Here is a 13,858-nt window from a genome sequence, read left to right on the forward strand (position 1 = left end):
TGTAATCGTCTTGTCAGGTTGAGTTGATATTATCTTGCAGTCGTTTGAATAACACGCTTTTTATTTGAAAAGTCGTCGTTTGTATTATGTGTCCTTACGCTATATAGAAGGTGTAGATTGCTTACTCGTTTCGTTCACATCAGTGTTGTTATCATATTGCTACTATCGCAAGGGGTAGAGGCGTTCGCTGTGTCTTCTGAAATGCCATGTATGCAGGAACATAATATGATGTCTGAAATGTCTATGAGTGGTTCTCATTTTGACAACATGGCAGTGGATGAAAATAGTGAAGACTGCTGTCCAAAGGACTGTTGTTGCCCGATGGGCTTACTCATCGTCGCCGTGCTAGTAGACAGCAGATTAAACGGTTTGCCTGACTATACCGCGATACAGTTTAAATCAATTGAGCCCTCAATTAAAAAAGCGTTTCTCCATCCGATACAGCGCCCTCCAAAAACTCCTCTCTACATATCATAACTTGCAGTCGCGACAAATATCGCGAGCTGCATTCGCTTATCGTTAAGATAAATAACCAAATCCAAATTATTAAACACACTTTTTCTTTTTTTGAGAGGAAAGATATATGAAATTTTCAATACTATTGCCCGTAAAGGCATCATTAATCGCTGCTGTTCTTCTAACAACGGCCTGTTCAGATGCCGCTAACAACAAGGCGACTGAACAAGGTGAATACATTTCCAAACCTGCCGCCATCGAGCTAACGGTTTACAAAAGCAGAACCTGTAACTGCTGCCAAAAATGGATTAATCATGCCGAAGACCATGGCTTTGATGTGAGTGCAAGAAACATTACGTTTATGTCGGACATAAAAGAGGACAGAGGGATAGCCCCAAATTATCGGTCTTGTCATACGGCAGAGTCAAATGATGGTTATGTGTTTGAAGGGCATGTACCGGCAAAGTACATCAAACAGTTCTTAGCCGACGTGCCAAAAGATAGCATAGGACTATCTGTCCCCGCCATGCCAGTCGGAACGCCAGGGATGGAGGTTGACGACCGCTTTATGCCATACCAAATATTGCTATTAAAAGAAGACGGAAGCTCATCGGTATATGCAGAAATTGCCAGTTATGAGGAGCAATTTTAATGAAATATCGTATCGCTTTTTTATCAACATTAATCATGCTGATGCTAAGTCATAACGTCTTTGCAAATAAAGCTGACATTCTAACACTAGAGGAAGCAATTACAGCAGCAATTAAGCAAGATCCATGGTTGAAGGGAAGTCAATATCGAGAAGACGCGTTACTCTCGAATAGTGTGTCTGCCTCTTCGCTTCCTGATCCTGTGGTATCGATTGGACTGGCGAACCTGCCAACAGATGGTTTTGCTTTTGATCAAGAACCAATGACACAACTGAAAGCAGGCGTATCGCAGATGTTTCCCCGCGGTGATAGTTTGGATATTAAGCGCAAACAACTTGAAGAACTCGCGAAGCAACACCCAATCATGCGCAAAGATCGAATCGCGAAAACAACATTGGCGGTTTCTCTTAAGTGGCTTGAGATTTATCGGGCTCAACAGACAATATCACTTATTGAACAAGACCGTGCTTTATTTGAACAGCTCGGCGACGTCGCCCAAGCGAGTTACTCGTCAGCGGTCGGCAAAGTAAGGCAACAAGATATCGTTCGCGCTCAGCTCGAGCTAACAAGGCTTGATGACCGACTGACTAAATTGCATTCCCAAAAAGAGCAAGCACTTGCTGAATTGCTTGAATGGTTATCAGATGATACGGCTTGGACATCTAATCAAATGCGATATAGGCAAATGGTTTCTCTACCTGCTGCAACGCCATCAATTAAACCTTTGTATGTAGATGCTGAACAAGCGCTAAACAGTCACGATGCGCAAAGCTTAGCCAATTTATTGGTGGCGCACCCTTATGTTTTGGCGATTGAGCAAAAAATAAGAGCCAGTAAAACAGGTATTGATTTAGCAAAGCAGCAATACAAGCCACAATGGGGTGTAAACGCAAGTTATGCATATAGAGCCGACGATCAGTTAGAACGTAGCCGAGCTGATTTTATCTCGGTGGGTATCTCATTTGACGTGCCCTTATTTACCAGCAACAAACAAGATCAGGACGTCTCCGCAGCGATTAGTCAAACTGAGGCGATAAAGACAGAAAAGAGATTAGCCATTAGATCGCTGCTATCTCAACTGCAATCTGCATATGCTGCTCACTTAAGGCTTTTGCAGCGCGAAACACTTTATCAAACGGATATTTTGGTTCAAATGAGCGAGCAAGCTGAGGCTTCTTTAACGGCATATACTAATGATGATGGTGATTTTGCTGAAGTAGTAAGAGCAAGAATAGCCGATCTGAATGCCAGAATTGACGCATTGAACATTGATATTGACTTACTCAAGTCGCGATCACAACTCAACTATTTTTTTAGCGATGGTCAAGACGTTACTCATCGCATTGGAGACAACTCATGAAAAATACAAGTACACTGGCCATTGGACTCATCGCTGGAGCGGTGCTAACTGCATTGACTTATACGTTTATCTTGCCCCATTCAGGCGATAGCGCAGCAAATGCCGACAATGCCGATAGCAACGCCCCCTTATATTGGGTCGCCCCTATGGATCCGAACTATAGAAGAGACGCACCCGGTAAATCACCAATGGGAATGGATCTTGTGCCGGTATATGATGATGGGGGCATGGATGAGAGTCCTGGCACCGTCACAATACATCCAAATGTAGAAAATAACCTAGGTGTGCGAACGGCATCTGTGCAAAGAAAAAGCTTACATGTGCCAATTAGAACGGTAGGTTATGTGCAATACAATGAAGACACGCTTGTGCATATTCACCCACGTGTTGAAGGTTGGATAGACGAATTATATGTCAAAGCAGCTGGCGAATACGTTAAAAAAGGTGAGCCTTTATACGCACTCTATTCACCTGAGTTAGTGAATGCGCAGGAGGAATTTCTGCTTGCTCGAAACCGCAATAACGTCAATCTACTGCAGGCAGCTACCTCTCGGCTTGAAGCGCTTCAAATGCCAGCTCAAGCGGTTAACCAACTCAAGCAAACCGGTAAAGTTCAACAAACCATCACGTTTACCGCCCCTCAAACAGGCTTTGTCGATAATCTGAATATCAGACAAGGCTTTTATGTTAAACCTGGTGTGACGATATTATCTATTGGCGCGTTAGATGAAGTATGGGTGGATGCCGAGGTATTTGAACGTCAGTCGAACCAGATAGAGAAAGGCTTAGCGGTCACCATGACGCTTGAGTATTTGCCAGAAAAAGTGTGGCAGGGTGAAGTTGATTATGTTTACCCAACATTAGACAAAGACACAAGAACGCTTAAAGCGAGATTACGTTTTGACAATCCCGAGTATTTCTTGAAACCCAATATGTTTGCACAAGTCACCATCCATTCCGATCTGGATGATGAAAACCTTTTGGTTCCCACTGAAGCGGTTATTCGCACTGGAAAGCAAGACAGAGTGGTAATTGCTTTAGGTGAGGGGCGCTTTAAATCTATCGAAGTCAAGGTTGGTAATATCGTCAATGAATACACGGAGATTTTAAGCGGTCTGAGAGACGATGATGTTGTCGTCACTTCTGCTCAATTCTTATTAGATTCTGAAAGCAGCATTTCTTCTGATTTTAAACGAATGGAAGAGGCCGAATCTATGCCATCTATGGTATGGACTACCGCAACTGTCAATAGTGTGATGGCAGAGCATAATATGGTGAATCTTGATCATGCGGCAATCGACGAATGGGGTTGGCCTGAAATGACAATGGATTTTTTTGTTGACCAAGATTTAGACATTAGCAAGTTAATGCCTGGCATGTCATTGCATTTACAAATTACAAAGGCAGATCTAGGTGATTACTTAATTACAGAAATCCATATTGTGGATGAAGACGGCAACATGATGCACATGGAAGGTATGGACGATATGGACGATATGGAAAATATGGAGGGCATGGATCATTCTGGTCACTCGATGGGCACAGACAATGCAGATAAAGAGATGGATCATTCAGGTCACGGAGGACAGTACTAATGATTGCAGCCATTATTAGGTGGTCTGTCACCAATCGATTTTTTGTATTGCTTATCACCATAATCATTGTTGGTGGAGGCTTGGTCGCTGTAAAAAACACACCAGTAGACGCACTACCTGATTTGTCAGATGTGCAAGTGATTATTAAAACAAGCTACCCTGGACAGGCACCTCAAGTTGTTGAGGATCAGGTAACTTATCCTCTTACTACCGCGATGCTATCAGTGCCTGGTGCCAGAACCGTGAGAGGTTACTCATTTTTTGGTGACTCTTATGTCTACATCATTTTTGATGACGATACGGATTTGTACTGGGCACGAAGCCGCGTACTCGAATACTTATCCCAAGTTGCTCCTAATTTACCTGAAAATGCTAGGCCTCAACTAGGACCAGACGCTACGGGTGTGGGTTGGGTGTATCTTTATGCCTTAGTCGATAGAACGGGCCAACACGATATTAGTCAGTTGCGCAGTTTACAAGACTGGTTTTTAAAATTCGAGTTACAGACAGTTTCTGGCGTATCAGAAGTATCTTCGATAGGCGGGATGGTTAAGCAGTATCAGGTCAGAGTGGATCCTGAGAAGCTCAGAGCCTATGGCATACCCCTTTCTCATATTCAAATGGCCATTAAGCGCGGTAATCAAGAGGTTGGCGCATCGGTTATTGAGATGGCTGAAGCCGAATATATGGTTCGTGCTACCGGGTACATCGAAAATAAACGAGACATAGAGCTTATTCCCTTGGGCGTAAACAACAATGGCACGCCATTGTTGGTCAAAGATATTGCTGACGTGCAATTAGGACCACAAATGCGCCGTGGCATTGCTGAGTTAAATGGAGAAGGTGAAACTGTTGGTGGAATAGTTGTGATGCGTTATGGCGAAAACGCGCAAAAAACCATTGACGGGGTAAAAGCTAAGCTTGAGGAACTTAAAAAAGGTTTGCCAGACGGTATTGAAGTGGTGACAGTTTATGATAGGTCTGCTTTGATTGAACGCGCAGTCAATAATCTTGGTTTCAAGTTATTGGAAGAGTTTGCTGTGGTTGCCGTCGTATGTATCGCCTTTTTATTTCATGTTCGTTCATCGCTAGTAGCAATTGTGAGTCTACCGGTTGGTATTCTCGTGGCGTTCATCGTCATGTATTTTCAAGGGATCAATGCCAACATCATGTCGCTAGGGGGGATTGCCATTGCTATTGGCGCGATGATTGACGGTGCCATAGTTATGATTGAAAACATGCACAAACACATGGAGCGAACGCCACTTACTAAAGAAAACCGATGGCAAATTGTCGTTGACTCGGCTGTGGAGGTTGGCCCAGCGTTATTTTTTAGCCTTCTTATTATTACAGTCAGCTTTGTCCCAGTGTTTACGCTGGAAGCGCAAGAAGGCCGGATGTTTTCCCCCTTAGCGTACACAAAAACCTATGCAATGGCTGCATCCGCAGCACTTGCCATAACACTAGTACCAGTATTAATGGGGTATTTTATTAGAGGAAAAGTGCTGCCAGAGCATAAAAACCCCGTCAATAAGGGCTTGTCTTGGTTGTACATACCATCGTTAAAAACCGTGCTGCGCTTTCCAAAGCTGACACTTGTTGGCGCATTAGTTGTGCTAGTCATTGGTTTTTGGCCGGTCAATAAAATTGGCAGCGAATTTATTCCGCCGCTTGACGAAGGTGATTTAATGTATATGCCCACCACATATGCTGGCATATCCATCGGTAAAGCAAGGGAGTTGCTGCAACAAACTAATAAGCTTATTTATACCGTGCCCGAAGTAGAAACGGTGTTCGGTAAAGTGGGACGTGCGGAAACTGCCACCGATCCCGCGCCCTTGACGATGATTGAAACGTTCATACAATTAAAGCCCCACGATGAATGGCGTAAGGGGCTAACTACTGAAGATTTGATAAAAGAACTTGATAACCTAATTGACTTTCCAGGGCTCACAAATGCTTGGGTAATGCCTATTAAAACTAGGATTGATATGTTGGCCACCGGAATCAAAACACCGGTAGGTATAAAGATTGGAGGGCCGGAGCTTGGCGAAATACAAGCCATTGGCCAGCAAATCGAAACAATTCTTTCTGAAGTCAAAGGGACAGCCTCTGTTTATTCGGAACGAGTGGCAGGCGGGCGCTATGTAAAGGTTGACATACAGCGCGATAAAGCTGCGCGCTATGGCCTTAACATTGCAGATATTCAGTCAGTTGTATCCAGTGCCATTGGCGGTATGAATGTCACGCAAAGTGTTGAAGGGCTTGAGAGATATCCGGTCAACGTGCGCTATCCTCAATCATATCGCTCATCCCCACAAGCACTATCTTTATTGCCGATTGTGACACCGCAAGGAAAGCGTATTGCGCTTGCAGATGTAGCAGATGTGTACATAGAGGATGGCCCTCCCGGCATAAAAAGTGAAAATGCACGCCTAAATGGCTGGGTGTTTGTGGATATTGATGGCGTGGATATTGGCAGTTATGTGGTGTCAGCTCAGCAAGCCGTGAGTGAGCAGTTAGTATTGCCTGCTGGCTACTCCATAACGTGGTCTGGTCAATATGAGTATATGCAACGCGCCAAAGAAAAACTCACCTACGTTGTGCCACTGACGCTGGCCATTATTATCATTCTGTTGTACCTCAACTTTAGAAACATTACTGAAGTGGCCATTATCATGGGCACTTTGCCTTTGGCGATGGTTGGTAGCATTTGGTTAATGTATCTGGAGGGGTTCAACTTTTCGGTAGCCGTAGGGGTCGGTTTTATAGCACTCGCTGGCGTTGCAGTTGAAATAGGTGTGATCATGTTGGTCTACCTGAACCAGGAATATAACGCGCTAATTACGCGCTGCAAAGAACAAAATGTAATACCGAGCGATGCACAGTTAACAGAAGCTATATTGCACGGCGCAGGACTGCGCGTTAGGCCTGTCATGATGACGGCTTTAGCCATCATTCTTGGTTTGCTACCCATTTTATATGGAACAGGAACAGGGGCAGAGGTCATGAGTCGGATTGCCGCGCCAATGGTAGGCGGAATGATGAGTGCAGTGCTACTCACGCTACTTGTTTTACCCGCCATTTATCTGTTGTGGAAAAAAAAGCAAATACACCAATTAGCTAAAAACATTTAACCCGTAACTTTACAAAAGAGAGATTAATACATGAAAAAATTTATCGTAACGCTTCTTATCACAATGAGCAGTCTGTCAGCGTTAGCGCATACTGGGATCACGTCTTCAATACCCAAAGATAATGCTATGTTAATGAAGAGCCCAGAGACCATTGCCGTGGCATTTGCTGACGAAGTTCGTTTGGTTAACTTATCTATATTGAACAGCAAAAGTGAAAAGGTTGATTTTGAATTCGCCCCCTCAATGGAGGCGAGTAAAACATTTAGCTATGACTTGCCCCAGTTAATGCCTAGCTCTTACAAAGCGTCATGGACAATTATGGGAGTAGACGGTCATAAGATGAAAGGAGACTTTTCATTTATGGTCCATGCTGCTGGCAACATGAAAGAGATGAAACATAAAAAGATGGATCACAGCGACCATAGTAATCATTAAATAGGAATTCCCATGACATCAGGAATTTGGATAGGGCTGCTAGTACTCAACAAGTTTCTGGTGTATTTGGGGATAAGCGGAGCATTTAGCATTATTTGCGTGTATCTCTATATCCCGCCGGCTTCGCTTGAGAATGTTGACAACGCTGCAATGCGTTGGCGACAGACTATATGCAAAGTCGCAATGGTATTGGTCATTATTGGTTTCATTGCTAATGTTGTCGATTTTTTTGTACAAACAGGCAACCTTGCAGAAAATGGTGTAAAAGGCATGTTCGACCCCATCATGCTCAACATGATGTGGGCTAGCTCTGTTGGCACATTCACGATGACTAGAGCAATCGCGTTCGGTCTATCTTTTGCACTTTTGACTCTGATATTAATTCGTCCATTATTTCTGACGAGCAAGTTAAACCAATGGATATTTGGCACACTAACATTGCTCGTCATTATTGGCTTGAGCACCTCATTTACGTTATCTGGACACACTAATACACTCATATTTGGCAGCGTCTCGCTTATCACTCTGCATGTAGCTATGTCGTTTGCATGGTTAGGTGCGCTAATACCATTAGTGCGCGCGACCTACATATTTGAGGGGGAAGCATTGCATGTTGTTATGGAACGTTTTGGTCGATTTGCAGTTTGGGGCGTCGCTATTTTAGTGGCTGCCGCTGTATCTATGCTCATTCAGTTTGTGCCTACATTAGAAAGCCTGTATTCAAGCCGCTATGGACAAGTTTTTATACTCAAAATAGCCTTGGTCTTATTGCTTCTCCTGTTTGCCGTGGCTCATAAGTTCGTATTGGTGCCACGCATATTGAGTCGAGAAGATGGCGCCGTCGCATTACGACGTTCCATCATGATTGAAACGTTTGTGGGTTTTTTAATTTTACTCGTTACTAGCGTGGTCACAACAGCGATGGGCCCGCCAATGCTAGCGAGTTAACTTGTTTAATTAAACAACATCTATCGAAGAGGAAACAAAAATGAAAAACACAATTCATCAGGGCCTTTTGGCATTTGTCGCCATTGTTGCTATGAGTCCGTTCGCTTTTTCGCATGACGGTGATACTCATAATGAAGCTATAGCATCTATGTTTACTGGGACTGAAACAACAGCTGCAAAAACTGTACTTGCCTTTCACAAAGCACTTGAAACCGGTGATGTTGAGACTGCTCGAAACCTGCTCGTTGATAACGTTCTGATTTTTGAAGGGCAAGGTGTTGAACGAAGCGCGAAAGAATATGCAAGCCATCATATGTTGTCAGACATTAAATACTTACAAGCCATGCAAATTGACCTAATTGAACACCATGTTCATGAGTACGATGGCATAGCAACCTCTTTTTCAAGAAGCCAATTGACTGGCACATATAAGGGAAAAAGCATTGATAGAGCAAGTAATGAAACTATCACGCTTATTAAACGAGATAGTCAATGGAAAATTTCACACATTCATTGGTCTAATTAAGCGTGCATTACACTCCCTTTTTAACGCAATTAAATTTATATAGCATTGTTTCTATTACATAATTGTAATCAAACGGTAATGCAATAGCCGATTTTTATTGATGTAGATCATGTTGAGATATCAGCTAAAAAGTAAGCTTACCATATGGGTTGTGAGCCTGTTCACAATTCAATCGCAACGTTATTTGTCAGTATATTAACAAGGAAAAAACTATGAAAAACATCACTAAGCTACTCACGGTATTAACCGTATCTTTATTTTTGCTAGGCGGGTGTGCTAGCCAGTTGTATCACGATTACATCATGAGTGGACAAGTCGTCACAGCCAAAGGAAGCGAACTTGTTGTGTGTGTCGCAGATACCAGCAATCTAGAGCAAAACAAAGTATATGACGTGTACCGAGCGGTATACGATGACAATGTGATCACCGAAGGTGAATCAGGCTATTCCAGAGAATATGTGGGTAAAGTGCGTTTGGGGAATACGAAGGATGAACATTTTGCCAATGCAACGATTGTGAGCGGTCAAGTCATGCCAAATGACATTGTAGAGTTCAACGCTAAATAAGCACGCAGAGGCAGTATATCTAGTGGAAAACGGCATGCTCTTAAACAGTGTTGCGATCATATCGACGTTGATTGTTGGTTGGGGCTTATTTAACAACCGCGTCAGGTTGTCGCCACAGTGGCGAGCAACTGTGACACCTCTTGCCTCCATCATTGGCAGTGGCTTTTTAATTGTTGCACCGCTGCTTCATTCTGTTATGGGGAAGTGGGCATTACTGGGGATCGTGTTGTTATCTGCTCTTGCATATTGTTTAGGTGGTGTCATTCGGTTTAACATCGCTCACGCTGAGCCGCATTTGGAAGACTATCCTAATGGAGGCATTGCTAAATTAGAATATATTGGACAGTGGTTTTTAGGGGCGGCGTATGCTATTTCAGTCGCCTTTTATATTAGTCTATTCGCATCATTTGTGTTTGAAAGAATAAGCGTTACTGATGATACCGTGATAAAGGTAGCCACCAGTCTAGCCTTACTATTTATAATGTTTATTGCGTGGCTAAGAGGAGCTAAAGGGCTTGAAGTAATAGAGCTCTATGCGGTCACAATCAAGTTAGCGATTATAGTGGGAGTACTTGTTGCATTGCTGACATTTGACATGTCAAGTGGCGCGACATGGTTTCAGCATGAAGCGCTCAATGCTATCGGTCTTGTTGAAACCTTAAGTATCTTGGCGGGTATGTTGATGGTCACTCAAGGTTTTGAAACGGCAAGATTTATGGGCGCTGAATATTCGGCTTACCAGCGCATAATGGCAGTAAAATATGCTCAAGGCATTGCGACCGTCATTTACCTAGTGTTTATTGGATTAACCTGCCCCTTATTCAATGTATACCCCATCGTTGAATTAAGTGAAACAACCATTAGCCAGACGCTTGGCCAAGCGATATGGATCCTACCGTTTTTACTTCTTATTGCAGCAACCACTAGTCAAATTAGTGCCGCTTTAGCAGACACAATCGGCGGCGGTGGCTTACTTAGAGAGCTGATAAAAGCGCGTCTTTCAACAAATGTCTATTACATGTTAATCATTGGTATCGCTATTGTACTTGTTTGGACCAGCAATGTGTTTGAGATCATAAACTTAGCAAGCAAAGGCTTTGCGCTCTATTACTTATCGCAAACGGTGCTTGCGACCTGTCTGTTGTCAGGACGAAAGCATAAAACACGGCGTGATTGGTTAACGTTAGCGGGGACAATTATATTGTCTGTGCTATTGGTGTTGGTCATTGTTTGGTCTATGCCGGCACCTCATAGCTAAAATATCACTTGACCTGTGAGCAACTCACAGGCCTATGCTTTTTTTAGCGAGTGAGGAACAGGTTTATTGTCAACCGGAGTATTTGAATAATGAGTATGCAAGTAAAGCAGTTAGCAGACGCATTTGGGATTAACAAGGATACGATTAGGTATTACACCCGAATAAATTTGTTACGACCATCTAGGTCAAGTGAAAATGGCTACAGGTTTTATCCTCTAGAGCAACAAAATCGTCTTAGATTCATACTGAGTGCTCGCGATTTAGGTTTTTCTATCGAGGATATCAAACAGATATTTTCCGAATCCGATAAAGGCAAAACGCCGTGCCCAACAGTCAGGGTGTTGATTGAGAAAAGACTGGCAGAAACTGAACAACGGTTTATTGAAATGGCTAAGTTACGAGACAAAATGCGCAACGCTGTAGATACATGGGATCAAAAACCAGACAAAGAGCCATGTGATAACGTGATTTGCCATTTAATTGAAGATGTCGATTTATCAAATATTGATAACGAACAGGCACAATAATGACTTTTATTAATGGGGAAACGCTATGAGTGATGAACAAATAAATAGAGAAAACGAAGTCACGAAGTCATGTTGTCATAATCGAAACAATACACCCAATGAGCCAAAAATAAATAAAAACATACATTCGTCAAGCGACATCTATACAGCTCAAGAGACAACCATACATCATCTAATGATTGAAGGAGCGAGTTGCGCCAGTTGTGTTAGTAAAATTGAAAAGGCGTTGCGCGCGGTTAATGGCGTGACAAAAGCAGAAATGAATTTTGCACAACGAACGGTCAGTGTTACAGGAAGTGTACAGGGCGCTGCGCTTATTACGGCGATTGAAATAGCGGGTTATCGAGCAAAAGTGGATACCAGCGACTCAGAGCAAGAAGCCCTTGATGAAAAGGATAAGGCTGATTGGGCCTATTACAAAAAGCTCATGCGAGATATGACAATCGCGCTTTTATTAGGTGTACCGCTTATGATCTATGGGCTGGTAATAGGAGAAATGACGGTCAACACAAATAGTGAACGCCTAGTTTGGTTTACTATTGGTCTGGCAACGTTAGCCGTCATGTATTTTTCTGGTAAACACTTTTATGTGGGGGCTTACAACTCGCTAAAGAATCATTCAGCGAATATGGATACTCTCATCGCTTTAGGTACCGGCACAGCGTGGCTATATTCTATGGTGGTAGTGGCCGTTCCGGAGTTATTGCCAACAATGGCGCGTCATGTTTACTTTGAAGCAACTGCAATGATAATAGGGTTAATCAACCTTGGCTTAGCGCTAGAAATAAAGGCGAGAGGCAAAACATCTGAGGCAATTAAACGGTTGATTGGTCTTCAAGCCAAAACAGCGCGTGTCGTTCGAGGAGGAAATGATGTCGATATACCGATAGAAAATGTAATGCTAAAAGATTTTATCCGGGTTAGACCAGGCGAAAAAATTTCTGTCGACGGCGAAGTGGTCGAAGGTCACACTGCAATAGATGAGTCTATGTTAACTGGTGAGCCTATGCCTGTAGAAAAACAAGCAGGGGATAAGGTTGTAGCGGGCACCATTAATAAATCAGGTTCAATCGTATTTCAAGCCACTCGTGTAGGCAAAGACACTGCCTTAGCGCAAATTATCAATATGGTAAAAAAAGCACAAAACTCTAAACCCCCGATAGGTCGTTTAGCGGATGCTATTTCTGCCTATTTTGTTCCCGTTATTATGATTATTGCGGTGCTTAGTGCACTGGCGTGGCTGAATTTCGGTCCATCACCGGCTCTGGTTTTTGCCATCGTATCGGCGACTACGGTTTTGATAATCGCTTGTCCTTGTGCTCTGGGTCTAGCGACGCCAATGTCGGTAATGGTAGGCGTGGGAAAAGCTGCCGAAGCCGGTGTATTAATTAGAAATGGCGAGGCGCTGCAAACAGCCTCGAAGATCACGACGATGATTTTAGATAAAACGGGTACCATCACAGAGGGAGAGCCAAAGGTTACCGACGTGTTACTAACAAAAAATTACTCGCGTAAAGAAGTCTTGATGCTAGCCGCGAGTCTTGAGGCTGGCTCTGAACACCCTTTGGCGATGGCGATTGTCGACAGTGCCAAAGCGCAAGGAATTGATACCAAGAAAGTAGATGGCTTTCGTTCAATTGCAGGTAAAGGTGTGCAGGCATCATGTGAAGGGAAAGCCCTATTATTTGGCAATGAAAAGCTGATGAAAGATAAAGGTATTGTCATTGAGCAATATATAGAAAAAGCGCAAGAGTTTGCACAAGAAGCCAAAACACCAATGTACTTTGCCATAAACAATACTTTGGCCGCGATCATATCGGTTGCCGATCCAATAAAGAGCGATTCCATTGCTGCGATTGCGCGACTTCAGAAAAATGGCATTCGTATTGTCATGCTCACTGGAGATAATCGATTAACGGCTCAAGCGATTGCACAAAAGGTAGGTATCAAGGAATTCGTGGCTGAAGTTATGCCAGAAGATAAAGCGAACAAAGTCGCAGAGCTGCAAGAAGAAGGTGAAATTGTTGGTATGACTGGCGACGGTATTAATGATGCGCCGGCCTTAGCCCACGCCAATGTTGGTTTCGCAATTGGCACTGGTACCGATGTGGCAATAGAAAGTGCCGACATAACGCTCATGCGCGGCTCGCTACATGGTTTGGCAGATGCTATCGCAGTAAGCAAAGCTACGCTAGCGAATATAAAACAGAACCTATTCGGGGCTTTCATCTACAACGTCGCAGGAGTGCCCATTGCCGCAGGCGTATTGTTTCCATTTTTTGGTTTGCTATTAAATCCTGTTATTGCAGGTGCGGCTATGGCCTTTTCATCATTGACCGTGGTTACCAATGCAAACCGTCTACGCCTGTTTAAAGCTAAAAATCATTAAAAGGAGAAAAT

The 13,858-nt window shown here is 43.3% G+C and carries 12 protein-coding genes; all 12 read left to right on the forward strand.

Going from position 1 to position 13,858, the window contains the following annotated elements:
* Nucleotides 1–117: 117 nt before the first annotated feature.
* The 12 genes from RM544_RS02890 (at nt 118) to RM544_RS02945 (ending at nt 13,847) form a co-directional block, all read left to right on the forward strand.
* The gene (locus RM544_RS02890) at nt 118–477 is read left to right on the forward strand and encodes a hypothetical protein (RefSeq protein WP_311360270.1); all 360 of its coding nucleotides are present in this window, start codon (nt 118–120) and stop codon (nt 475–477) included.
* A 106-nt stretch (nt 478–583) separates the two neighbouring features.
* Nucleotides 584–1,108, forward strand: coding sequence for a DUF411 domain-containing protein (locus RM544_RS02895; protein ID WP_311360271.1), 525 nt, complete (start codon nt 584–586; stop codon nt 1,106–1,108).
* Entirely contained in the window at nt 1,108–2,466 is a 1,359-nt protein-coding gene (locus RM544_RS02900) for a TolC family protein (RefSeq protein WP_311360272.1), read from the forward strand. Before RM544_RS02895 ends, RM544_RS02900 begins: the two co-directional genes overlap by 1 nt.
* The gene (locus RM544_RS02905) at nt 2,463–4,061 is read left to right on the forward strand and encodes an efflux RND transporter periplasmic adaptor subunit (RefSeq protein WP_311360273.1); all 1,599 of its coding nucleotides are present in this window, start codon (nt 2,463–2,465) and stop codon (nt 4,059–4,061) included. Before RM544_RS02900 ends, RM544_RS02905 begins: the two co-directional genes overlap by 4 nt.
* Nucleotides 4,061–7,198 carry an efflux RND transporter permease subunit gene (locus RM544_RS02910; protein ID WP_311360274.1) on the forward strand — a complete coding sequence of 1,046 codons (3,138 nt, stop codon included), beginning with the start codon at nt 4,061–4,063 and terminating at the stop codon, nt 7,196–7,198. The genes RM544_RS02905 and RM544_RS02910 overlap by 1 nt, the downstream gene beginning before the upstream one ends.
* A 30-nt stretch (nt 7,199–7,228) precedes the next feature.
* Nucleotides 7,229–7,633, forward strand: a complete 405-nt coding sequence (locus RM544_RS02915; protein ID WP_311360275.1) for a copper resistance CopC family protein — start codon at nt 7,229–7,231, stop codon at nt 7,631–7,633.
* Nucleotides 7,634–7,645: 12 nt separating this feature from the next.
* Nucleotides 7,646–8,581 (forward strand): copper resistance D family protein, encoded by a 936-nt coding sequence (locus RM544_RS02920; RefSeq protein ID WP_311360276.1) that lies wholly within the window; start codon nt 7,646–7,648, stop codon nt 8,579–8,581.
* Nucleotides 8,582–8,621: 40 nt separating this feature from the next.
* The gene (locus RM544_RS02925) at nt 8,622–9,107 is read left to right on the forward strand and encodes a YybH family protein (RefSeq protein ID WP_311360277.1); all 486 of its coding nucleotides are present in this window, start codon (nt 8,622–8,624) and stop codon (nt 9,105–9,107) included.
* 212 nt (nt 9,108–9,319) lie between these two features.
* A complete protein-coding gene (locus RM544_RS02930; protein ID WP_214449588.1) occupies nt 9,320–9,673 on the forward strand; it encodes a hypothetical protein in 354 nt (117 codons plus the stop codon).
* Nucleotides 9,674–9,707: 34 nt separating this feature from the next.
* Entirely contained in the window at nt 9,708–10,931 is a 1,224-nt protein-coding gene (locus RM544_RS02935; protein WP_311360278.1) for an APC family permease, read from the forward strand.
* A 95-nt stretch (nt 10,932–11,026) separates the two neighbouring features.
* Complete coding sequence (locus RM544_RS02940) at nt 11,027–11,458, forward strand: MerR family transcriptional regulator (protein ID WP_311360716.1); 432 nt, start codon at nt 11,027–11,029, stop codon at nt 11,456–11,458.
* 175 nt (nt 11,459–11,633) lie between these two features.
* Nucleotides 11,634–13,847 carry a heavy metal translocating P-type ATPase gene (locus tag RM544_RS02945; RefSeq protein ID WP_250883952.1) on the forward strand — a complete coding sequence of 738 codons (2,214 nt, stop codon included), beginning with the start codon at nt 11,634–11,636 and terminating at the stop codon, nt 13,845–13,847.
* Nucleotides 13,848–13,858 lie beyond the last annotated feature (11 nt).

Origin of the sequence: Brumicola blandensis (genome assembly GCF_031846165.1) — a bacterium.
In the GTDB taxonomy this organism is placed as follows: Bacteria; Pseudomonadota; Gammaproteobacteria; order Enterobacterales; family Alteromonadaceae; genus Glaciecola; species Glaciecola blandensis.